Source organism: Macrococcus equipercicus (assembly GCF_024205945.1).
Lineage (GTDB): Bacteria > Bacillota > Bacilli > Staphylococcales > Staphylococcaceae > Macrococcus > Macrococcus equipercicus.
Genome location: NZ_CP073809.1, coordinates 1384281 through 1408602 on the forward strand (window position 1 = coordinate 1384281; position 24322 = coordinate 1408602).

The 24322-nt window shown below is 46.2% G+C and carries 23 protein-coding genes and 1 other annotated feature; all 23 genes read right to left on the minus strand.

The window, feature by feature from the left end:
• Positions 1-116: 116 nt before the first annotated feature.
• Positions 117-557, minus strand: a complete 441-nt coding sequence (locus KFV11_RS07220) for a DUF4930 family protein (RefSeq protein WP_254249585.1) — start codon at positions 555-557, stop codon at positions 117-119.
• Positions 558-610: 53 nt separating this feature from the next.
• Positions 611-1093, minus strand: a complete 483-nt coding sequence (locus KFV11_RS07225; protein ID WP_149458466.1) for a GNAT family N-acetyltransferase — start codon at positions 1091-1093, stop codon at positions 611-613.
• A 23-nt stretch (positions 1094-1116) separates the two neighbouring features.
• Positions 1117-2856, minus strand: coding sequence for an ABC transporter ATP-binding protein (locus tag KFV11_RS07230; protein ID WP_149458465.1), 1740 nt, complete (start codon positions 2854-2856; stop codon positions 1117-1119).
• The gene (locus tag KFV11_RS07235; protein ID WP_254249586.1) at positions 2856-4595 is read right to left on the minus strand and encodes an ABC transporter ATP-binding protein; all 1740 of its coding nucleotides are present in this window, start codon (positions 4593-4595) and stop codon (positions 2856-2858) included. Before KFV11_RS07235 ends, KFV11_RS07230 begins: the two co-directional genes overlap by 1 nt.
• A gap of 261 nt (positions 4596-4856) precedes the next feature.
• The gene (locus KFV11_RS07240) at positions 4857-5144 is read right to left on the minus strand and encodes a hypothetical protein (RefSeq protein ID WP_149458463.1); all 288 of its coding nucleotides are present in this window, start codon (positions 5142-5144) and stop codon (positions 4857-4859) included.
• A 44-nt stretch (positions 5145-5188) separates the two neighbouring features.
• Positions 5189-5857, minus strand: a complete 669-nt coding sequence (gene radC / locus KFV11_RS07245) for a RadC family protein (protein WP_149458839.1) — start codon at positions 5855-5857, stop codon at positions 5189-5191.
• Positions 5857-6564 carry a prepilin peptidase gene (locus KFV11_RS07250; RefSeq protein ID WP_170234519.1) on the minus strand — a complete coding sequence of 236 codons (708 nt, stop codon included), beginning with the start codon at positions 6562-6564 and terminating at the stop codon, positions 5857-5859. Before KFV11_RS07250 ends, radC begins: the two co-directional genes overlap by 1 nt.
• Positions 6565-6766: 202 nt before the next feature.
• A complete protein-coding gene (locus tag KFV11_RS07255) occupies positions 6767-6934 on the minus strand; it encodes a hypothetical protein (protein WP_170234518.1) in 168 nt (55 codons plus the stop codon).
• A gap of 19 nt (positions 6935-6953) precedes the next feature.
• Positions 6954-8219, minus strand: coding sequence for a bifunctional folylpolyglutamate synthase/dihydrofolate synthase (locus KFV11_RS07260; RefSeq protein ID WP_149458461.1), 1266 nt, complete (start codon positions 8217-8219; stop codon positions 6954-6956).
• 10 nt (positions 8220-8229) lie between these two features.
• Positions 8230-10851: a valine--tRNA ligase gene (locus KFV11_RS07265; RefSeq protein WP_254249587.1), complete on the minus strand. Its 2622-nt coding sequence runs from the start codon at positions 10849-10851 to the stop codon at positions 8230-8232.
• Between the two features lie 61 nt (positions 10852-10912).
• Positions 10913-11120: a binding site (T-box leader), on the minus strand.
• 20 nt (positions 11121-11140) lie between these two features.
• The gene (locus KFV11_RS07270) at positions 11141-12190 is read right to left on the minus strand and encodes an AbrB family transcriptional regulator (protein ID WP_149458459.1); all 1050 of its coding nucleotides are present in this window, start codon (positions 12188-12190) and stop codon (positions 11141-11143) included.
• A 312-nt stretch (positions 12191-12502) separates the two neighbouring features.
• Positions 12503-12877: a hypothetical protein gene (locus tag KFV11_RS07275; protein ID WP_149458458.1), complete on the minus strand. Its 375-nt coding sequence runs from the start codon at positions 12875-12877 to the stop codon at positions 12503-12505.
• 140 nt (positions 12878-13017) lie between these two features.
• Positions 13018-14295 carry a glutamate-1-semialdehyde 2,1-aminomutase gene (gene hemL / locus KFV11_RS07280; protein WP_436970198.1) on the minus strand — a complete coding sequence of 426 codons (1278 nt, stop codon included), beginning with the start codon at positions 14293-14295 and terminating at the stop codon, positions 13018-13020.
• The gene (hemB, locus tag KFV11_RS07285; protein ID WP_149458456.1) at positions 14295-15275 is read right to left on the minus strand and encodes a porphobilinogen synthase; all 981 of its coding nucleotides are present in this window, start codon (positions 15273-15275) and stop codon (positions 14295-14297) included. The genes hemL and hemB overlap by 1 nt, the downstream gene beginning before the upstream one ends.
• Positions 15265-15948, minus strand: a complete 684-nt coding sequence (locus tag KFV11_RS07290; RefSeq protein WP_170234517.1) for a uroporphyrinogen-III synthase — start codon at positions 15946-15948, stop codon at positions 15265-15267. Before KFV11_RS07290 ends, hemB begins: the two co-directional genes overlap by 11 nt.
• Before the next feature lies 1 nt (position 15949).
• On the minus strand, positions 15950-16879 hold the full coding sequence (hemC, locus tag KFV11_RS07295; protein WP_149458454.1) for a hydroxymethylbilane synthase: 930 nt from the start codon (positions 16877-16879) through the stop codon (positions 15950-15952).
• A gap of 10 nt (positions 16880-16889) precedes the next feature.
• Positions 16890-17582: a cytochrome c biogenesis protein CcsA gene (gene ccsA / locus KFV11_RS07300; protein WP_254249588.1), complete on the minus strand. Its 693-nt coding sequence runs from the start codon at positions 17580-17582 to the stop codon at positions 16890-16892.
• 145 nt (positions 17583-17727) lie between these two features.
• Positions 17728-19068 (minus strand): glutamyl-tRNA reductase, encoded by a 1341-nt coding sequence (gene hemA, locus KFV11_RS07305; RefSeq protein WP_149458452.1) that lies wholly within the window; start codon positions 19066-19068, stop codon positions 17728-17730.
• A gap of 71 nt (positions 19069-19139) precedes the next feature.
• Positions 19140-19727 (minus strand): ribosome biogenesis GTP-binding protein YihA/YsxC, encoded by a 588-nt coding sequence (gene yihA, locus KFV11_RS07310; RefSeq protein WP_149458451.1) that lies wholly within the window; start codon positions 19725-19727, stop codon positions 19140-19142.
• Positions 19728-19814: 87 nt separating this feature from the next.
• Positions 19815-21077 carry an ATP-dependent Clp protease ATP-binding subunit ClpX gene (gene clpX, locus KFV11_RS07315; RefSeq protein WP_149458450.1) on the minus strand — a complete coding sequence of 421 codons (1263 nt, stop codon included), beginning with the start codon at positions 21075-21077 and terminating at the stop codon, positions 19815-19817.
• Positions 21078-21367: 290 nt separating this feature from the next.
• Positions 21368-22651 carry a trigger factor gene (gene tig, locus KFV11_RS07320; protein ID WP_149458449.1) on the minus strand — a complete coding sequence of 428 codons (1284 nt, stop codon included), beginning with the start codon at positions 22649-22651 and terminating at the stop codon, positions 21368-21370.
• A 76-nt stretch (positions 22652-22727) separates the two neighbouring features.
• Positions 22728-23675: a hypothetical protein gene (locus tag KFV11_RS07325; RefSeq protein WP_254249589.1), complete on the minus strand. Its 948-nt coding sequence runs from the start codon at positions 23673-23675 to the stop codon at positions 22728-22730.
• A complete protein-coding gene (locus KFV11_RS07330) occupies positions 23676-24296 on the minus strand; it encodes an NUDIX domain-containing protein (RefSeq protein ID WP_149458447.1) in 621 nt (206 codons plus the stop codon). It abuts the gene before it with no gap.
• Positions 24297-24322 lie beyond the last annotated feature (26 nt).

Here is a 24322-nt window from a genome sequence, read left to right on the forward strand (position 1 = left end):
GAATAACATATTTTAAATTCAATCGAAGTATATTTTTTCAATAATTATCGAGGGTTTCTTATGAAGTGCGTTTATGACATAAAAAAATAACTATCCGGAGATAATTATTTTTATTGTTATTGATACGCTGATTTTTCCTGCAGGCTGATCTGCTGACCGAGCGCTTTCAGCTGATTCTGGAGATCCTGCTCTGACTGGAACAATGTAATGTTCTTATCGCCGAAACGGTATAACAGATAATCCGAACCCCGCTCGGCAATCAAATAATCGTCATTATAACCCATGCGGGATAATCCTGACACTGCCATGAATTCCTGTTTATCCATAAAATTGAAAATATTTTTCACTTGTGTCAGTGGAATATTCCTAAATAGCTTATTGTCTTCCAAAGAATAATTAATGCCGTTCTGAACAAGATGGTCCGCCTGAGCGGTTTCTTCATTTCCCCACAAACCCATATGACCTTTAAACATTATAACTAAAACGACTGCTGCAACAATGGCAGACAGAACCACTGTCCGTATTAACCCCATGAACATTCTCAATGAAAATCTCATCGCTATCACCTCTGACATCACTATATAAGATACTACGTCAGCTGACATCGGTCTTAAGATGGAACTTCCAGCAGCATAATGTAAAACGACAGCCGCTCATTACCTTCAACGACTTCAAACTGCTGCACGTGCTGAAAACCCATGCGCTCATAAAGACGAACTGCCCGGCTGTTGAATGCAGCGACTGTCAATCTGAAGTAATTGACCTGCTGCATGTTCCTGTAGAACTCCATCAGCGCGGCCATCAGCTGTCTGCCGTAACCTTGTGATGTCAGGTCAGGACGGAGTGCCAGACCGATATCAAGGCAGTCCGTTATGATATCGTAATCGAATGCGACGGTTGCCATCTCGCCGTCACAGAAAAATCCAATCAGTTCATCATCGCAGAACGCTGCATAATAATGGCCGTTCAGGAACTCCTCGATAATGTAAAGGTCTCCTTCTATATTATAGAACTCATAGCCTTCGCCGAAATCCCAGCCGCCAATCTGTTCTGCCCAGCTGCGGGTCATCGGTCTGATTTCAATAGCTTCCATCCATTCAATCTCCTTATGATCTGCTAGTGCCCGGCCGACTGCAGACGATACATTTTAGCATACTGGCCATCATGCTGAATGAGTGCTGCGTGGTTTCCTGATTCAATAATTTCACCTTTATCCAGCACGATGATTTTGTCGGCGTTCTTAATAGTAGACAACCGGTGTGCAATAATGAACGTCGTTCTTCCCTGCTTCAGCACATCCATCGCATTCTGAATGATCTCCTCTGTCTCAGAATCAATGCTTGCCGTTGCTTCGTCCAGAATCAAGATGGCAGGATCGAACGCAAGCGCCCGTGCAAACGAGATCAGCTGACGCTGTCCGCTTGATAACGTGCTTCCTTTCTCAACGACCGGCGTATCAATGCCGCGTTCCAGCCCGTGAATGACACGGTCACCACCCACTGCATTCAATGCTGCGACTGCACGCTCCCTTGAAATACGAGGGTCGTTCAACGTGATGTTGCTGAGAATAGTGCCACTGTATAAATAAGGATCCTGCAGTACAATGCCCATCGATTGTCTGAGCGACTGCTTCGTCACTGTTGTGGAATCTACACTGTCAATCAAGATCTGACCGTGAGACGGATCATAGAAACGGAACAGCAAGTTCATAATGGAACTTTTCCCGGAGCCGGTATGGCCGACGAGTGCGATGGTCTCGCCGCGGCGCGCCTGAATATTAATATGCTTCAGCACATACTGATCATTCTTATAGGCAAATGACACGTCTTTGAACTCGACCTGTCCTTGTGCAGGCATCATCTCTTTGTCTTCCATGACTTCAGGTTCTTCGTCCATCATTTCATAGACGCGGTTAGCGGACACTCTGGCCTGTTCCAGTACACTTAAGTTGTTGACCATATTAAACATCGGATTGAATAAGCGCGTCAAATAGTCGACGAGTATATACATCATCCCGACAGTCATCGCATTGGAGCCGCTGAGGAACGTTGTCCCGAATACATAGATCATAACGGCAAATATCAATGCGCGGATGGTGCCCATCAAGTTATGGCTGGTCAATGAATCCAGCTGAATGATTCTTGAATAGTTCTTCAAGTAAGTTTCATTCAGCTCATTGAACTCCGCCTGAATCTTCTGCTCCTGGTTAAATGCCTGGATAATCGTCATCCCGTTGATCGATTCATTGAGCATCGCATTCATATCACTGTTCTTCTCTCGTGTGACATGATTGTACTGGTCTGATAACTTCCGGTAGAACGTCAGCCAGGCAAACAGCAGCGGCACAACAATCAATGCTGTCAATCCCAGCTTCCAGTTGAAATAGAAAATCGCAATGATAATGCCCAGTATGTTAGCGATTCCGGAAATATAAGTCGGCAGCATCACTGTGAATAATTCAAGGATGGTCTGCGTATCGTTTGTAATTCTGGCGACGACTTTTCCGGCCGGTAAGTTGTCGAAATATTTGATAGGCAGCCGCTGCATATGGACAAATAAATGATTTCTCAAATTTTTAATCACATTGGAGCCGGCATTCTGAAAATAAATGGTCTGATAATAACTCAATACAGCATTGATCACAGCGACCACTGCATACAATGCAAGCAGTTGATAAATCGGTGCCATATTAATGACCCCTGACTTCGCAGGTCTCACATGATCATCAATAATGGTCATAGCGATGATTGGTCCGATAAGTTCTGCCATCACGGCTAGAATCAAGATAACCAGACCGATAATGAACATACGCTTATATTGCATGGCTTCTTTGAACAAGCGTTTCGTCACTGACATTACAGTTCCTCCTCCCCTAACTGCTGACGGTCAAACTGTTCCTTATACCAGCCGCCTGACTGCAGCAGCTCCTGATGCCTTCCTTGCTGAACAATCTTTCCGCGGTCCATGACAACAATCAGGTCAGCGTGCTGCACGGCTGACAACCGGTGCGTAGCGATGACTGTTGTTTTCCCCCGTCTTGACTGCTGAATATTACTGATGATTGCTGTTTCCGTCTTCGCATCTACCGCTGACAATGAATCATCAAGTATTAATATTTCAGGGTCTTTGATCATCGCCCGTGCAATTGAGATGCGCTGCTTCTGACCACCTGAAATAGCGATTCCTTTCTCCCCGACCAATGTCTCAAGGCCCTGCGGCAGCCGTCTGACATCTTCCGTGAAGTTTGCGAGATGGATGGCATGCTGGATTTCTTCATCGGTTGCGTCCGGACGGCCGAACTTAATGTTTTCTTTCACCGTTCTTGAAAACAGTATATTTTCCTGGGAGACATAGCCGATTTTCTTTCTGACATCTACTTTTGTCATATGCTGGATGACATGACCACCAAGTGATATATTGCCCTGCCCTACCGGATATTCCTTCAGAATCTGCTTGATCAATGTCGTCTTACCGCTTCCGGTCGGACCGACGATACCAAGCGTCTGACCTGCCTCCACCTGAATATTGATGTCTGTTAAGTTCGCCGTTTCACTGAGCGGATACTGGAAGTCAACATGCTGGAAGGCCACTTGATGACCGTCAGGTATGACAGCATCAACCGGATCCAGCAGCACATCCTGTTCATCGAGCACCGCCATGACACGGTCAAGCGATGCATTCCCGCGCTGCATAATATTGAAGAGAAGACCAATGGCAAACATCGGCCAGACAAGCATGTTCAAATAGACGTTAAATGTAATCAGCCCGCCGATAGTGATCTCACCTTGATTGACAAGAAAACTGCCATATCCTAATGCAATAATAAAACTTAGCATTGTCACAATAATCGTCAGCGGCTTGAACAGGGCATCCAGACGCTCCACATGCATGAATTTGTTGACGACATCTGTTGTCATCGCAAAAAACTTATTGTTCAAGTTGTCTTCCTGCGCGAATGCACGCGTCACGCGAATTCCTTCAATGGATTCAAGGACATCATCATTCATGTCACCGAACGCATCCTGGCTCACTGTATAACGCTCGTGAATCAGCTTACCGAGCTTCTGCTCGACAAGCGCAAGAAACGGCAGCGGCAGCAGTGCAAATAACGTCAACTTCCATGAGATAGTGAATCCCATCATCAAAATGATGGTCGCCATAAAAGTCGTGCTGTCGATCAATGTCAGAATCCCGAAACCGACAGTCTGTCTGATGGCTGATAAATCATTGGTCGCTCTTGCCATCAAGTCACCTGTTCTGTTCTTCTCATAAAAACTCGGACTCATCGTCAGCAACTTCGCCATCAATTTCCGGCGCATCAGACTTTCCAGCAGCTGTGAGCCGTTGAACAGTAAATAGCGCCAGAAATAATGAATCATATAGCCGACGACGGTCAGTCCGACGAAGAAGACGAGAATCTCGGTCAGTAGTTTCCGTGTCAGCGTGCCTGTATTGATGTAGTCAATCGTCCTGCCGATGATCCACGGCGGCAGAATCTCTGTCACGTTGGCAGCAAGCAGCAGCAGCACAGCAATCAAATACCGTTTCTTTTCCTGCTCAAAAAACCAGCTTAATTTAAATAGTACGGAAAACATAAGTTCACTCCTTTTCTGTCAATCATGCTGTCCTAAACGCAAAAAAACGCACACCTTCCGAATGGAAAGCATGCGCTTTAAACGTAAGGAGTTATACTCCTCCAATAAACTAAAAAACAGCCCATTGAGGAGGAAGATATGAAATTACGAGCAGTTTATCCTGATAGTTTTTCATGGTCTTATCCTCCTTTTCTTAATTTTCAATATTATCATAATTCAAAAAACTAAGTTTGGCAATATAAATATTCGTTTTCCGAACAATTATCTTTTCAGCCATTTTTTAATGACGAACAGAAACAGCACAGAGAGCAGCCCCCAGATGACTCCTGCGGCAAGCGCGCTGAGCACAACGCTGATGATACTTCCCGCATATGTATTCTTCAGCAGTGTAAAGAAAATAATCGGAAATAGGCTCATACCGGCAAATGCCATTATAAATGTTGTCACAAAATGCTTTCTTACAATCACGGGTTCTTTGTTCAATATGCTGTACATATAGACCATCGGGGCTATCAGCAGCAGCAGAAAAATCGTCGCAAATATATCCATAGTTCACCTCTCCCTAATTATAGCGGATAGCTGAACAGATAACACTACAGCAGCCCTTTTTCCTTGATGCTGACAAACGTACCGTCACCGATGATCAAGTGATCCAGCACCTCTATGCCGAACATCGTCCCGCAGTTCATCAGCCGCTTCGTCGCTTCGATGTCTTCGACAGACGGCGTCGGATCACCGGATGGATGATTGTGGACTACGATGATATTTGCAGCCGACCGCTTGACCGCCTCCCGGAATACTTCACGCGGATGCACAATCGATGCATTCAATGACCCTTTAAAGATCAGCTGTTCATGAATAATGATATTTTTTGTGTTTAAATATAAGCCGATAAAGTGCTCCTGCGTATAATAGCGCATCCGCTCCATCAAAAGATCAGCGACACATTGCGGAGTTTTAATGCGTATTTTATCTTCCAGCGAGTGCGTATGCATGCGTACCGCAAGTTCAATCATCGCAAGCATGGTCACCGCCTTCTTTTCGCCGATTCCCCGGATCTCCCTCAGTTCCTGCAGTGTTAAATACCTCAATTCTCTGACGTTGCCGACTTGATTCAGTACTTTATTGGCGACTTCAAGCACGGATTCGTCCTTAGTTCCTGTATTGATGACAATGGCCAGCAGCTCCTGGTTGGTGAGCTGCTCGGGGCCATAGGTCATCAGGCGTTCGCGTGGTTTATCATGTTCAATCATCGTCAGCATCAAGTTAAAAAACCTCCGAAATAAATAGAATATAATTCATCGTAGTAAAAGAGCACAATCATCGTGCTTGTCGCAATGAAAGGAACAAACGGAATCTTCTTCAGCTGGTTCTTATAGCAGAGAAAGATGATGGCGGCAATGCCGCCGATGACATAAGTGAGCATAAAAATGAGCACGAAATACGGCCAGGGCAGAAAGAGCGACATGACAGAAAGCAGCTTCACATCGCCGTAACCGATACTTCCCGTCAGAAAATAAAATAAATGCAGCAGCAGAATCATCAGACCGGCTGACAACAGATGACCAAAATCCAGCAGCTGCTCAACGTTGAAGATCAGCAGCAGCAGAAAAAAGAGGAACGTCATATGGTCCGGAATACGAAAATGATACGTATCATAAATCGCAAGCGGTACTAGAAAGCAGATCAAAAGCACACAGTTGGCGGTCATCTCGTCAGGACGGGCGGTCAACAGCAGAAACATAAGCGCAAACAGCACTTCAACGACAACGTGACTGACAGGTATACGCTGACGGCACAGCCTGCATCTGCCGCGCTGCATGAAATAACTTAATACAGGAATCAGTTCATACCAGCCAAGAGACTTGCCGCATGACTGACAATGCGACCGTCTCAATAAAGAACCCTCGTTATCCATTACACACCACATAAAAGAACCGATCACACTACCGATGATCATCGACCACATATTATCACCTCCATCATTGATAGTTCTACTGTATAACAGACAAATCTGTTCGTAAAAATACAGAAAATGATGAAAATCCAAAAAAATCCTGCAGATTTTGATGAACGTCGTCGTTTTCATCAAAATCTGCAGGATTAGTGATTGTTTTCAGGAAAATGAGCAGTGATTATCATTATGAGCCAAAAAATTGTTAGTCATCAAGTTATAGAAACAGACAATCAGGGCAGATCGCGACCCTAATCAGCGCAATCTTCCAGACAAACTTCAGCCATCTTGTATAAAGGATGCCGGCCGCTGCAAGCAGTGACGCATGTAAGCCGGGCGTAAGAATAAGCAGTAAAGCGTATTGATGCGGTAATCTTGTCTCCATAGGAAAAATCAAATAACCATTAGTTATTTTTTAAATAATTTTTCACGGCGCTGATGAAATAAAGACTGCCGGTCACAAGCAGCAGATCTCCGTCATAGTTTTTAATGAGCGAGCCGTAATCTTTCACTTTCTCGACGCGTTCATGTTCGACATTCTCATAGATGACATCGACAGGCAGCGCTTTAGGGAAGTCAAACTCCGTGACATAAAACGTCGCGGCGATGTCTTCAAGCGCCATCAGCATGCTGCCGATCGGTTTACCGTCAATCGCACTGAACAGCACATCGATGCGCCGGTCCGGATAATGCGTATTCATCGTCTCCACAAGGACATCGATGGACTCCTTGTTGTGGGCGCCGTCCAGTATGATGGTCGGATGGTCCTGAATCTTCTCAATGCGGCCGGTCCATGTCGTCTCCTCAATGGCTTCAATCATCTTGTTGAAATCAAGCATGATCATGCCGCGTTCGAACATTTCTATCAGTGTAGTGATGGCCACTGCAGCATTTTCCTGCTGATGTCTGCCGATCATCTTCAGTTCAATATGCTCCAGTTCATAGTCTTTGTAACGGTATGTGAATTCCCTGCCGAAAGGAATGACATGGAAATCCCGTGTCAGTTCAATCGCTTTCGCATGATAATGTTCGGCCTGCTGAATGACATAGTTACGCGCCTCATCATTTTTGATCGCATAGACAAGTGGTACGCCGGGCTTGACGACACCCGCTTTTTCTTTAGCGATATCGAGGTATGTGTCACCTATAATGTTCGTATGGTCAAGACCAATGCTTGTCAGCACCGTCATTACGGGTACAAAAACGTTCGTTGAATCATTCTTCGCACCGAGTCCTGCCTCAACGACAACAAAGTCAACCGGGTGGATTTCACCGAAATAAAGGAACATCATCAATGTGATGATTTCAAACTCTGTCGCCTGACCGAGTTCTGTTTCGGCAGCCAGCTGTTCACTGACCGGTCTGACACGGTCAACAAGACAGACGATGTCGTCATCTGTTATCGGCTGACCATTCAAGCTGATACGCTCGTTGAAAGTCTCGATATAAGGAGACGTAAACGTACCGACCTGATAGTTGTTAGCCATCAGCACATTCTTCAAATAGCTGACGGTCGAACCTTTGCCGTTCGTCCCGACGACATGAATGCCGTTAATATGCTGCTCTGGATTGCCTAGACGGTCAAGCATCCAGCGCATCCTTTTGACACCCGGCTTGATTCCAAACTTCGTCCGCTCATGTATCCAGTATAAACTCTCTAAATAATCCATAATTTCGCCTCTACTTTAATTGTGCTAAACGTTCTTTCACAGCGTTATAGCGCTCTGTATAAGTGAGCTGCTTTTCTTTTTCTTCGTTGATGACTTTCTCCGGTGCTTTTGATACAAAGCGTTCATTGGCAAGCTTGTTGTTGACACGGTCAAGCTCCTGCTGCCATTTTTCAAGTTCTTTTGTCAGACGGGCGCGTTCCTTATCCATGTCAATCAGACCTTCCAGCGGCAGAATGATTTCTGCACCTGCAACAGGTAAAGTCATCGCTTTGTCGATCGTCTCCGGCTGCTCACTGATAATCAGTTCTGACGGATTACAGAAACGCTCCAGATAGAAGCGGTTCTCTTCCAGCTTCGCTGTAATAGCATGATGATTTGTCTTGATGATCATCGGTATTTCTTTTGACATCGGTGTATTGACTTCATTCCGGGCAGTACGGACTGCACGGATAATCTCCATGAGCTGCTCCATATCCTGTTTGGAAGATAAATCAGACCATTCGTCGCGGACGACCGGCCACGACGCCGTCACGATTGACTCGCCTTCGTGCGGCAAGTTCTGCCAGATGGATTCTGTGACAAACGGCATAAACGGATGCAGCATACGCATAATCTGATCCAGCGTGTAAGCAAGAATAGAACGGGTCGTCTGCTGCGCTTCCTCGTCGTCTCCGTTCATCGGAATCTTACTCATCTCAATGTACCAGTCACAGAAATCATCCCAGATGAAGTTATACAGGCTGCGGCCTACTTCACCGAATTCATATTTCTCAGCAAGACGTGTCACTTCTTCAATGGTTTCATTCAGCCGCGTCAGAATCCACTTATCAGCCACTGACTTTTTACCGCCCCAGTTAATATCTGCGACCGTGAAATCGTCACCGATGTTCATCAAGCTGAAACGGGAGGCGTTCCAGATCTTATTGATGAAATTCCATGCTGCTTCCACTTTCTCTGTCGAGTAGCGTAAGTCCTGCCCCGGTGTCGAGCCGGTTGCCAGAAAGTAACGCAGGGCATCCGCTCCGTATTTGTCGATGACATCCATCGGATCAACACCATTACCCAGCGATTTACTCATCTTACGGCCGTCTTCCGCCCGTACAAGCCCGTGAATAAGCACGTTATCAAATGGGCGTCTACCTGTAAACTCAAGTCCCTGGAAGATCATGCGTGCGACCCAGAAGAAGATAATATCATAGCCGGTAACAAGGACATTCGTCGGATAGAACTCCTTGAAGTCTGCTGCGTCAACGTTCGGCCAGCCGAGCGTTGAGAACGGCCAGAGCGCACTTGAGAACCATGTATCCAGCACATCCGCGTCCTGCGTCCAGTTCTCAGTATCCGCCGGTGCTGTTTTACCGACATAAAGTTCGCCCGTCTCATTATGATACCACGCCGGAATCTGGTGCCCCCACCAAAGCTGACGGGAAATACACCAGTCATGTATACCTTCCATCCAGCGGTTGAAAGTTCCTTCAAAGCGCGGCGGAATGAAATCGATACGGTCCTCCGTCTCTTGATTAGCCAGTGCCTGTTCAGCAAGCGGCGCCATCTTGACGAACCACTGCGTCGATAAGTAAGGCTCAACGACTGCACCGCTTCGTTCGCTGTGACCGACCTGGTGAATATGTTTCTCGACTTTTACGAGCTCACCGCTCTCCTTTAAGTCAGCAATCAGCTGTTTGCGGCAGTCAAAGCGGTCCATGCCCGCGTATGGACCAGCCAGCTGATTCATCGTGCCGTCTTCATTCATGACATTGATGCGCGCAAGGTTATGACGGTTACCGATCTCAAAGTCATTCGGATCATGGGCAGGCGTCACTTTCATCGCCCCTGTACCGAAGTCCTTCTCAACATAGTCATCACCAAGCACCGGAATCTCACGGCCGAGCAGCGGTAAGATGACCGTCTTACCGATCATGTGCTGATAACGTTCGTCTTCAGGATGCACGACAACTGCAGTGTCGCCGAGCAGCGTCTCAGGACGAGTCGTCGCGATCTCGATGAAGCCGCTGCCATCACTCAGTGGATAGTTGATGTGATAAAAAGCACCCTCAATTTCCTCGTGAATGACTTCGATGTCGCTCAGTGCTGTACGTGCAGCAGGATCCCAGTTGATAATCCGTTCACCGCGGTAGACCAGCCCTTTTTCGTACATCTTAACGAACACTTCGCGCACTGCCTCAGACAGCCCTTCATCCAGTGTGAAGCGTTCACGTGAGTAATCGAGGCCGAGACCGAGCTTCGCCCATTGCTCACGAATGAATCCGGCATATTCCTCTTTCCATTCCATCGTCTGCTCCAGAAACTTCTCACGGCCGATATCATGACGTGAAATACCGTCAGCGCGCAGCTTTGCTTCTACTTTTGCCTGTGTCGCAATCCCGGCATGGTCCATACCCGGCAAGTACAATGTATTGTAGCCCTGCATCCGCTTCATACGCGTGATGATATCCTGCAGCGTTGTATCCCATGCATGGCCGATATGCAGCTTCCCTGTCACGTTCGGCGGCGGAATGACAATAGTAAACGGCTTCTTGTCAGAGCCGCTTTCCGCTTTAAACAGTGCGTCGTCCACCCATTTCTTATATGTGCCTTCTTCAACTAGTTCATGATTGTATTTAGTATCCATCCAGTAACCTCCAATTAATCATATGGTAATGCTCAGAAAACAAAAAAATCCCGTCCTAAAACAATAGGACGGGAATAATCTCGTGGTACCACCTAAATTCAGCCGCAGCTGCACTCATTAAGATTAACGCTCTTCCACGCTTCCACCTACTGAATGTTCAATGAAAGACACTTGCGGGCTACCTTCAATCAAAGTCACTGCACAGTTTCACCAGACCTGCACTCTCTAGAAGTTTCTGTTGACCTACTCTTCCCGATAATCATATGAATTTGATTTAATAGTAGCTGATTTACAGCCTCTTGTCAATCTGACTTTTCTTCAGTATGTACTGGACGAGCGGTGTGACAATGAGCAATATGAAGAATATCCTGAAAATATGATAGCTTGAAATCATAGCGACATTGGCACCGGTTTCAATACCGACCACGATAATCTGTGCCATGCCGCCCGGGGCCGCACTGAGAAACAGGTCGTTGAACGGATGAGCGGTCAGCCAGGTGAACACAATGACCATGACGAGCGTCGCACCGATCAGCAGCAAGTTGTGAATGCATATACCGACAAACAGCCGCCTGGACAGCTGGTTCGATAGACTGTACATTTGAAGGCCGATTCTAATACCGAACAGCACTTGCGCTAAAGCAACCAGCATATATGGAATCGAGAAGGTCTGTTCCGTCATCATATTCCATATAATCAGCACCAGTATCGGCGCCAGCAGCTGCGGGACCGGAAAATGGATTTTGGTCATGAGCCGGTAGACAGCAGCAGTACTGAGCACGAGCAGGATGAACGACAGCGGACTCAGCTGCATAAAGAGAGATGGTGCTTTATGAGCGGCATGTGATACGCCGCCGCTCTGCCATGAACTGACCAGCGGCACAATCATGATGACAAACAGCAGCCGTGACGTCTGGGATAAAGTCACTACAAGCAGATTCGCCTGTTTATTTTCCTCGGCCATCACAATCATCTGACTCAGTGCACCAGGAATCGAACTGAGCAGTGCCGTTTCAAACGTGCAGTCCACAATTTTTTTAAACAAAAGGGACAGCAGGACGGCCGCAGCAAGCAGCAGCATATTCAGGATGACGATATTGACAGCATCATCTTTAATATCCAGCACGACTTGACGGGTGAAAGCAGCCCCGATCTGAGCGCCTAAAATAAACAGACCGAGGTCACCGAGTACTTTCGGCCAGACAATCGTTCGCCGGGAGAATTTGCTGCACAGCACCGCCGCAATGATCGGGCCGAACAGCCACGGCAGTATCATACCGACTTTCATCAGCAGAAAACCGACCGAAAGAGCGAGAATTACTAATAACAGTTGAAACATTGCCGTCACTTCCTCTACTTAATATTGTAACAAATTTGTTTAGAAAGTTGTGAGCAGGCTATTTATTAATTAAGAAGCTAAAGGAGGCAGACAGATGTTTAGATATGCAGGGGGATCCACAGGGTGCTTGTTCTCGATCATCATTTCAATCGTTTTATCCATCTTACTGACATTACTGCTCAATATAATTTTTTAAGAATTTTTTAAGAATTAAAGAAAGCACCGCTGAGGAATAATATCTTCAGCGGTGCTTTCTTTCAATATATCAACCATCAAAATAAAAAACCGTGAACTAATCCACGGTTTCAATTATTAAGACGCAAGGTCAAAGTTAACGATTGAAGCTAAGTCGAATTTCACTACAGAAGCTGATTCAGTTGTTGCTTTTTCTGTAGTTGCTTTTTCTGTAGTTGACTCTTCTGTTTTATTATCGTCTTTTTTGTCATCTTTGTCATTGTTACACATGCTCATTAGCAATGGAATCGCAAGAAGAAGGATTAATAATGGAATCAACCAAGGCCATGGACTTTTCTTCTTCGGTTCTTCACGATGAACGTGTGTATCACGTGTTTCTCTTACACGGTCCCCGTCCCGATTTGTAGTACCATCCGCTTGATGTGTTACATGACGATCTTTTTCTGAATCATAGATAACGTCTTTGTCGTTAACGTTTTTGTTGTTAGCCATAGTAGAAAACCTCCGTTAAGATTATTTTTGTAAATTTTATTTACATCAATATTATTGCCTTTAATCAGGAATATAAACATCATTCATAAAAAAAAATGAAAATCACATGAGAATAATGTGATTTTCATTATATAAACCCTTTATTTAACGGCGTTCAGCGCTTTATCAAATGCCGCTAAAGTTTTCTCGATATCTGCTGATGTATGCTTCGTTGACAGGAACATGCCTTCGAACTGGGACGGCGGCAGGAACACACCATTTGCAGCCATCTCGCGGTACATCTTCGCAAACAGCTTGAGGTCAGACTTGCTCGCCGTCTCAAAATTCGTCACTTTCTGTTCATTCAGGAAGTAGCCGATCATGCTGCCGGCACGATTAATCGTGATCGGCACACTATGTTTAGCGAACACTTCTGTTAAGCCCGCTTCCAGCTGGTCACCCAGCTGATTGAAATACGTATAGCTGTCTTCTGTCAGCTGACTGAGCGTATAATAGCCGCCGGTCATCGCCAGTGGATTACCGCTCAGTGTGCCTGCCTGGTAAATATCTCCTGCCGGTGCGATACGTTCCATAATGTCACGTCTGCCCCCGAACGCGCCTACCGGCAGTCCGCCGCCGATAACTTTGCCGAGACAAGTCAGGTCGGGTGTCACATTGAAGTAACCTTGCGCACAGTTGTAGCCGACGCGGAAGCCTGTCATGACTTCATCAAAGATCAGCAGCGCACCATATTCATTTGTGATGTCCCGCAGTCCTTGCAGAAAACCTTCCACCGGTGGGACAACGCCCATATTACCGGCTACGGGTTCAACGATAACACAGGCAATATCATCACCATATTTCTCAAATGCTGTCTTCACTGCATCAAGGTCATTATAGTGAACCGTGATTGTGTTTTCAGCCGTTCCTTTCGGTACACCAGGGGAATCCGGCAGTCCAAGCGTCGCTACACCAGAGCCCGCTTTAATGAGCAGACTGTCACTGTGACCGTGGTAGCAGCCGATGAACTTCAGAATTTTGTTCCGGCCAGTATAGCCGCGCGCGAGACGCAGGGCAGCAAGTGTCGCCTCAGTACCGCTTGAAACCATACGGACCATCTCAATGGACGGGACGCGTTCAATGACAAGTTCCGCCATTTTCGTCTCGAGCTCAGTCGGCGCGCCGAAGCTTGTGCCGTTCAAGACAGTCTTGTTCAGTTGTTCAGTGACTGTCGGATCAGCATGCCCTAAAATAAGCGGGCCCCAGCTCAGGACATAGTCGATATACTCATTGCCGTCGATATCATATATTTTTGAGCCTTTACCATGGTCCATGAAAATCGGGTCCATATCTACGCTCTTGAACGCCCGGACCGGACTGTTGACGCCGCCCGGCATGACTTTCTGTGCTGCTTCGAATGCCTGCTGTGAACGATTCATTAGTATCCTCCTTTATTGATGTAGCTGCAAATATCTTTAGCAAAGTAAGTGATGATCATGTCTGCACCAGCGCGCTTCATGGAAATCATCTGTTCCATCACGATGCGTTCCTCGTCAATCCAGCCGTTTTGTGCAGCGGCTTTCGTCATCGCGTATTCACCGCTGACATTGTAGGCGACGACCGGCAGATTGCTGTTGTTGCGCACATCACGGATAATATCAAGATAGCTGAGTGCCGGCTTCACGATCATCATGTCAGCACCTTCTGCGATATCACTGTCAAGTTCGCGCATCGCTTCCAGACGGTTCGCCGGATCCATCTGGTAGGATTTCCGGTCTCCTGTCTGCGGCGTGCTTTCAGCGGCGTCACGGAACGGACCGTAGAATGCTGAAGCATATTTGATGCCGTAGCTCATAATAGGGATATTGTAGAAGCCTGCTTCATCAAGACCCTGTCTAATATGCGCGACAAAGCCATCCATCATGTTGCTCGGTGCAATGATATCAGCACCTGCTTTTGCCTGTGAGACGGCCGTCTGCACAAGAATCGGCAGCGTCTCGTCATTGATGACATCACCGTGATCATCCAGTACACCGCAGTGACCATGGTCCGTATACTCACAAAGACATGTATCCGCAAGAACAAGCATATCAGGATACAGCTGTTTGCAAAGACGTGTTGCCTTCTGGATAATGCCATCATCGATGAATGCACCAGTGCCGCATGCATCCTTCTCGTTCGGAATACCAAAGAACATCACAGCGCGAATGCCGAGATCATAAGACACTTTCAGTTCTTCATGAAGAAGGTTCAGACTGAGCTGGAAAATTCCCGGCATCGATTGAATCTCGTTTCTCACATCATCTTTCTCAATAACAAAGATAGGATAGATCAAATCCTTTTTGGAAATGGTAGTTTCTCTTACCATGTCTCTCATTACGGCTGAAGAGCGAAGTCTTCTATGTCTGTCAAATTGCATTACTGTCCCTCATTTCAAGTATTTTATCGATAATTGCCTCTTTCGTTGACTGCAAGGCGGTGATATGCGGCTGATGAACGTTCTGCAGCGCCCGGCTCGTCACCGGCCCAATCGCTACGACCAGCTGATGAATCTTGCTGTACGCCGTAAAATAGGCGCGGACGGCTGACGGACTCATAAATACGACCACATCTATACTACCACTCAAGAGCAGTGTGTTCATCTTCTTTGCATTATTTTCATTGGTGACAGGTTCATAGAGGGCGATTGTTGTCACGGCTGCCCGCCTGCTCAGAAAATCCGCGAGCTTCGGCCGCGCCTTTGCACTGCACGGCAGTAGAATCGAGCAGTCGTCAAAGCGGTCCGCCGCATGCGCGATAAATGACTCCTGATTGAATTCAGGCGGCTCATAGTCGATTGCGACACCATGCGTGATAAGTGCCTCTGAAGTCCTGCTGCCGATTGAAGCCACTTTGCTGAATGTGATGTCCGGATACTGCTCAAAGAAGAGCCGGACTGCATTTCTGCTCGTAAAAAGAAGCCAGTCATATTGATTACGAGCATACGCGTGAACAACAGGCAGCTGTCGTATTCCTATTAAAGGAAGATGGACAATGTCTACTTTATCGCTCTTAGTGGCGTGGCTGTCAGTCATCAATATAACTGGCTTCATATTACCGGCTTCCTTCTTCATTCAACGCTGCAATGATGTTGTGTGCCCCGTTAACCTGCATCTCTTCTGCTGCCTGACGGCCGACTGCAGCCGGATCAGTTCCGGTGACATCAGAAACATATTTCTCTTTCCCGTCCGGAGACATAATAAGACCTTTGAAATGTATCTGGTCTCCGTCTATGACTGCATGACCTGCAATCGGCACTTGACAGCTGCCATCCATCAGTTTCAGGAACTGGCGTTCAGCCTGTGTACAGCGCTCCACTTCTTCATTATGGACCGCTCGTAACAGCTCCAGCACTTCTATATCGTCTGCACGGCATTCAATACCGAGTGCGCCCTGGCCGATAGCCGGCAGCATTGTTTCATGGTCCAGATATTCAGTGACGGTGTCATCGCTCCAGCCCATCCGTTTCAGACCGGCCGCTGCTAGAATAATCGCATCATAATGTTCATGTTCCAGTTTATTCAGCCGCGTGTCAATATTGCCGCGGATCCATTCAATCTGAAGTTCAGGATATAAGCTCAGCAGCTGAGCACCCCGGCGCAGCGAACTTGTACCGATGACACTCCCTGCCTTCAAATCTGCTAACTTCACATGACCTTTAGAGATGAAGGCATCGCGTGGATCCTCTCTATCTGGAATACAGCCGAGCGTCAGTCCATCGGGCAGTTCACTTGGCACGTCTTTCAGCGAATGGATGGCCATGTCAATCTCTTTGTCAAACAGCGCCTGTTCAATCTCTTTGACGAACAAGCCTTTGCCGCCGACTTTTGACAGCTGCACATTAACGATTTTATCGCCTTTTGTGACAATTTCCTTGATTTCAATGTCCACTTCAGGGAAACGGTCTTTAATTTTCTGGATAAACTGGTTACTCTGTGTCAGAGCAAGCTGACTTCTTCTTGTTCCTACTATAATCTTTCTCATGTGAAGCCTCCTAGTTGATTAACTGATGAAATTCAGAATATCTGGATAAGAGCAGGTAATTAATCATACAGATCAAGAACAGAATAATATTAATCTCCATCAAAATATTCACTTTCAAACGTTTCTGATTAAATACAAATATGAATGCACCGTATATGAACAGCACAATCATGGAACCGATTACTTTGCTGTCCGCCCAGATGGAGCCGCCGATCAGGATCAGCCCCCACTGTACGCCGAGAATGAGAGAAATCAGAAGAAGCACAAAACCCGCTATACTGAATATACTGACAAATTTCCCGATGGACGCAAGGTCATTGATCCTGAAAAACTTCTGATTGAATTTCTTCTTCTTTAAGTTATTCATCTGTATTAAATACAGCAGCGCGTGCAGCGCCGCGATAAGAAACATGACATACGCTGTGATGGCGAGCGTCACGTGAATCATCAGCAGTTCGTTCATCATATGCGAGACAGCGGTATCCGAGTTATACTGCAGCGGCTGAAACGTATGGATCGCCATAAACGTAAAGCCGATCAAGTTCATCATAAACGTGATCAGTTCCGACCGCGTGCTCACCGACAGAATGATGGAGATCAAAATGATCAGCCAGGTGAAGAAATAAAACCCTTCGCTGATCGTCTGCACCGGAAACCTTCCGGTATTAACGATGAACTGGCCCACAAGCAGTGTCTGCATCATAAATACGCCCACTAACATCATAAAACCGGTTTTCTTTACTCTATTGTTTTTCTCAACGAAATCGAAGAAATAACAGGCAACACTCAACATGTAGATGAAGAGTATTGCCTCGTGCAACCGAATCATAACTATATCAGACATTCACTCACCCATTTCTTGGTTCAAGCTGCCCCCGAAATGATTTAATATTATAGTTTTCCCGTTCGTTAATGATTTCTACTTCAGTTGTAATATTAAAAATCTCCTGGAAGAACTGCAGCTCTTCACTGCGGTTGTTATGGCCGCTCAGTTCTTTCGCCTGCTGAATCGGATCTTTTAACATCTGGTTGATGACGCTCTTCATATGCTTCGAGATCACTTTACGGTCACGGTCAGAAAGGTCGGGCATTTTGCGCTCGATGCTTTCCATCGTTGTTTCCTGAATACGGAGTGCTTTCTCGCGCAGTGCCGTAATGACCGGAACTACACCGAGCATATTCACCCATTCTGTAAACTGCAGTACTGATGTATCAATCATCAAGCGGATTTTCTCAGCTGCTTTCTCACGCTCAGCAAGATTGGCATCAACAAGACCTTTCAAGTCATCCACATCATAATTGAAGACGAGATCCAGCCTGCCGACCATCGGATCAATGTCACGCGGAACGGCGATATCAATCAGCACAATCGGATGAGACGGACGCATGCGCATCAGGCCGCTCATCATCTCCTCAGTAATGATATAATCACGGGCGCTTGTTGATGAAATGACGATGTCACTGTTCATCAATGCGCACTGCAGTTCACTGATCATCATATGTCTGCCGCCGAACTTATGAGCAAGTGACACTGCTTTCTCCGGTGTGCGGTTGATGACTGTGATATGTTCAGCACCACTGCCTGATAAGTTCTCAAGCGCGAGCTCCGCCATCTCTCCTGCACCGATGATCAAAATCCGTTTGTCATTCAATGTACCAAGCACTTTCTTCGACAGTTCCACCGCAGCATATGACACCGACACTGCTTTAGAAGAGATGTCCGTTTCAGAATGCGCACGTTTCGCCAAAGTGATGGCTTCCTTGAACAATTTGTTGAAAATCGTGCCGGTCGTCCCTTCACTTTGGGCCATTAGAAAGCTGTCGCGGATCTGTCCTAAAATCTGCGTCTCACCGAGGACGATTGAATCAAGCCCTGCTGTCACATTATAGAGATGAGCGACTGCTTCGTCGTCTACTTTGACCGTAGTGACTGACTTCACGACTTCCAATGCCACATCAAACCATTCTGCTAAAAATGACTGAATGTAGTAGCGTCCTGTATGCAGCTGGTCGACGACCGCATAAATCTCCGTCCGGTTACATGTCGATACAATAATTCCTTCAAACACTGATTTCTGGTTGATCAGTGTTTGATGTGCCTCTTCTATATTCAACTCTGAAAATGTCAGTTTTTCTCTTAAACTTACATCTGCTGTACGATGATTAACGCTCACTACAACAATATGCATTCATGTCGCCCCCATTTATAGCCATTAGTCCTATTATAACATAATTCCATTGTTTGATAAGGGCTCATGCTCTATAAATATTTTTCGATGGCCTGCCAGATCAATGTGTTTTTATCTTTTGATAATGACGAATAACTGATCAAAGTGTCACCAGAATCCATCTCAAGTGTCTGACGGACTACTTTCAGATGCTTCTGCACTTTGCCCTTTGGGATTTTGTCTTCTTTCGTTGCGATGATAATGACGGGAATGTCGTAATGCTTCAGAAAATCATACATCAGGACGTCATCCTGCGTCGGTTCGTGACGGATATCAACGAGCTGAATGACAACCGCAAGATTCTCACGTGTCGTCAAATAAGTCTCGATCATTTTACCCCAGCGTTCCCGCTCTGATTTTGATACTTTTGCATAACCGTAGCCCGGCACATCGACAAAGACGAGCTGCTCATCAATGTTAAAGAAGTTAAGCGTCTGTGTTTTACCCGGTTTCGATGAAATTCTCGCCATGCTTTTGCGGTTGATCATCGTATTGATGAAGGACGACTTCCCGACATTTGACCGGCCGGCAAGCGCGATTTCCTGCAGTCCCGTGTCCGGATACTGCTCCGGCTTGACCGCACTGATAATGATTTCTACGTTGTTCGGATTGATATTCATAGTTTTCTCCTGTTTTTCTTCTTATTATACATAGTCAAATCATCAAAAAGAAACCTCATAGAGTAAACGACCCCATGAGGTTAAGTGTTATGCTGATTTTTCTGACTCGATCAAGTTTGAAGCTTCATCATACATCTCCGGAGAAGTCGATTCACGGATCGTCTCTTCTGTGATGATGACTTTAGCGACGTTCTCTTCAGATGGGATATCAAACATAATATCCATCAGACTTTCTTCAATAATTGAACGCAGGCCACGTGCCCCTGTTTTACGTTCGATTGCCAGTTCACTAATCGCTGTCAGCGCTTCATCTGTGAATTCAAGTTCAACGCCGTCCAGTTCAAGCATCTTCTTGAACTGTTTGACAAGCGCGTTTTTCGGCTGCGTCAAAATGCTCTTCAGCGCATCAACGTCGAGCTGTTCCAGGTTCGCAACAACCGGAATACGGCCGATGAACTCAGGAATCAGACCATATGCCTGCAGGTCCTCAGGTTTGATCTGTGATAACAGCGCCGCTTCATCGATGTCTTTGTCTTTCTGACCTGTGAAGCCGATGACTTTTTCACCGAGACGGCGTTTGATGACTTCATCAATACCGTCAAACGCACCGCCGAGAATAAACAGAATATTGGTTGTATCAATCTGAATGAATTCCTGGTTCGGATGCTTACGGCCGCCTTGAGGTGGGACAGAAGCTACAGTCCCTTCAAGAATTTTCAGCAGTGCCTGCTGCACCCCTTCACCTGACACATCACGCGTAATTGAAGTGTTCTCAGATTTACGGGCAATCTTATCGATTTCATCGACATAAATGATGCCTTTTTCAGCGCGCTCAATATCAAAATCAGCGGCTTGAATTAAACGCAGCAAGATGTTCTCTACGTCTTCGCCGACATAGCCCGCTTCAGTCAGGCTTGTCGCGTCTGCGATAGCGAACGGCACGTTCAGTGAACGGGCAAGTGTCTGTGCAAGAAGCGTCTTACCACTACCGGTAGGACCGATCAGTGCGATGTTACTTTTTTGCAGTTCGACTTCTTCTTCATCTGTTTTAGCAGGCTGAACAATACGTTTGTAGTGATTGTAAACCGCTACCGCAAGTGCTTTTTTCGCCTTTGTCTGGCCGATGACATACTCATCCAGCAGCGCCAGCATTTCTTTAGGTTTCGGTATTTCTGTCAGTTCCTCTGTACCCGTTGTCTTCAGTTCTTCCTCGACAATCTCAGCACATAGTTCAATACATTCATTGCATATATAAACGCCGCTGCCGGCTACTAATTTCTTAACCTGGTCCTGATCCTTACCACAGAAGGAACATTTCAAGTTTTCTTCATCTTCATCAAATTTAAACATGTCTACACCCCTGTCTTTAGACGAATATACTAAAAAGATACATGATATGCAACTAATTAAACCGGGAAGAGTCTGACTTGCAGCTTCTGCAGTTAAACAGTCAGAAAGTCAAACAATGCCCGTATTCAATTATTTCGCTGGCTTACTATCATAACGTATTCTCAGTCTGCATGCAATATGAATGCTTATGGACGGTCATGACGAGAAAGCCGATATATCTCTACATAAAAAGACGGCCGTATATCCAGTGAATAGATATATGGCCCCTTTTCATCAATTATATTTTCTTATTACTTAGTTTTAGCTTCGCTGACTAATACATCGATTGCTTTTTGGATGCGCAGGTCATCTTTCAGCACAGCTGTGTTGCCAAGCGCTGAACGGATATCATCTACTGATAAACCGAACTGTTCGCTCATTTTAGTTAATTCAGCTTCTACATCTTCATCAGAGATTTCAATGTTTTCTGCGTTAGCGATAGCAGCAAGTGTTAAGTTTGTTTTAACACGTTTCTCTGCATCTTCCTGCATGCTTTCTTTTAACTGCTCTTCTGATTGACCAGAGAACTGGTAGTACAACTCAAGGTTTAACCCTTGCTGTGCGATGCGCTGTTCGAATTCCTGCATCATGCGGCCGAGCTCAGTGTCAACCATAGCCTGTGGAATATCAACTTGTGCATTCTCAGTCACTTGAGCGATCAATGATTCTTTTGTCGCGTTTTCAGCGGCGAATTTCTTCTGCTCAGCTAAGTCAGCGCGGAATTTTGTTTTGTAAGCATCCACTGACTCAGCAGACTCATCAAGCTCTTTCGCTAACTCGTCATCAAGTTCAGGTACTTCTTTAGTTTTCACTTCGTTGATTTTCACTTTGAACACTGCATCTTTACCTGCTAATTCTTCAGCGTGGTACTCTTCAGGGAATGTAACGGTAACGTCTTTCTCTTCGCCTGTTTTAGCACCTACTAACTGTTCTTCGAAGCCTGGGATGAACTGGCCGGAACCGATTTCAAGGTCATAGCCTTCTGCTTTTCCGCCTTCGAACTGCTCATCGTTCACATAACCATCGAAGTCCAGGTTAACAACATCGCCGTTTTCAACAGCACCGTCTTCTTTAACAACAAGTTCAGCTTTACGTGCAAGTTCTGCATTGATAGCTGCTTCGAATTCTTCGTCTGACACTTCAGTGTCTGCTGCTTCTACTTCAAGTCCTTTGTAGTCGCCTAAAGTCACTTCCGGCTCAACAGTCACTTTCGCTGTGAAGATCAGCTCTTTACCTTTTTCCATCTGTTCGATGTCGATCTCAGGACGGTCAACCGGGTTGATCCCTGCTTCATCCACTGCATCTGCATAAGCATCCGGCAAGATGAAATCAAGCGCATCCTGATATAAAGATTCAACGCCGAAACGTTGTTCGAATAACGGACGCGGCATTTTCCCTTTACGGAAACCTGGTACGTTGACTTGTTTAACGACTTTTTTGAATGCTTTGTCCAAGCCTGAATTTACTTCTTCTGCAGGAACAGTAACTGTTAAAACGCCTACGTTACCTTCTTGCTTTTCCCATTTTGCTGTCATGTGTAATAACCTCCAGTTAATTTTCAACTCTTTTATTATAGCATAATTCACAAGACGTTCAACAATATGAATCATTTTAACTGCCGGCAGTCTCCGTCCGTTCAATGGCCCGGATAATGGCGGTATGGTCTGCTGTCTCTTGAAGCGTCTCCTCTTCAAGTGCAAACAGCCGCGTCAAGTATATAACATAAGCTTCTGCTATCGTTTCGATGTCATAAAGCATATCCGTACTGTCTTTGAAGTCAAGCGGGTAGCGCATCATCTGCTGGTCGTTCAGCCATTCGCTGACCGCAGGCGACTGTGCCGGCGCATGCATATCAAACCAGTCGATGACGTGCGGCCATACAGCAGCAAGCCTGGATTCCTGCACATGAGGCAGATCGGCCAGATTAATAGTCACATGCTGCTCCAGCTTGTTGAACTGAATCTTCCCTTCAGCACCGGCCAGCAGCAGATATTCAATCATCAGTGTCTGCACTTTGGGATGAAGGGACTGACCAAGTAAATGACGGACCGTTGAGCAGTAATTGAACTGCTCACCTTCAATAAGTTCCACCATATAGTGCAGCTGCCGGCTGACCGGCCACTGGAGAAACTGCTGCAGCTGACCGGTTGAACGTTTATCACGTTCATTACGCCTGTGCTGTGCGGCATCGTAAAGCGGCAGCAGCTGCATCATCAGCCCATGGTCCAGGTCTTCTGAGCGCAGTGATTCAATGAGCTCAATCACAGTCTGGTACTGCTCGAGTGCGAACAGACTTTCAAGGAAATAACGGATGATCACGTCATAGGAAGGATGACCTTGATTGAGTAGTATACTTGCTTCTTCCCTGAGCTCAATAAATGAACCGATGTGCTGTAAAATCTCGAGCTTGATGAGCTGCTGCTTATGACTGAGCTCGATATGACGCTCCATCTCATGGATGATATCATAAGCCCGTTCGTAATCTTGTGCTGCCATCGCCTCTTCCAGCTGCCGGTTCAGCCCGTCATCTATTTTCGGGAAGATGATGATCTCACTCATTTAGAAACCTGCTGTATATAGTGCATCGATGATCAGCCGGCTCCATGTCTCGTAGCTGCCCGCCGCCAGAAGGTCTGACTTGTTTCTCCACTGGATGGCAAGCGTATCCGTCTCAACAACGTTCACCTGTGCTGCCTCCACTTTGATCTTGAAAACAAGTCCGATATGTACGCGTCCGACTTCATTGTCATCATCGTTGATGAACCCCATAAGTTCAAGGTCGTTGTCAGGGATGGCTGACAGGCCGACTTCCTCTGCCAGTTCACGTCTTGCGTTTTCCATCAGGATCATCTCAATATCATCGCCGTCCAGATGGTTCATATGGCCGCCGATACCGAGTGAGCTCAGACCGTGCAGCCTTCCTTCACCGCCGCCGGATAAACGCTCATAGACAAGCAGCTCGTCGTGTTCATTTTCAAGGATACAGTAAGAGATCAACTGCTTGAACGCAGGGTCCTCTTCCATATCACCGCGACGTTTCACTTCATATTTAGACAATGTCTCGAACATTTCAAGGGCGCGCTGATCTTCTATAGTAATAAAGCCGTTAAATGCATTCTTTTCATGACTGAACAATGATTCTCTGTCGACCACGATGATCTGTTCATCAAATTTATTCATCGGTTTACCCCTCATCTATCGATTGT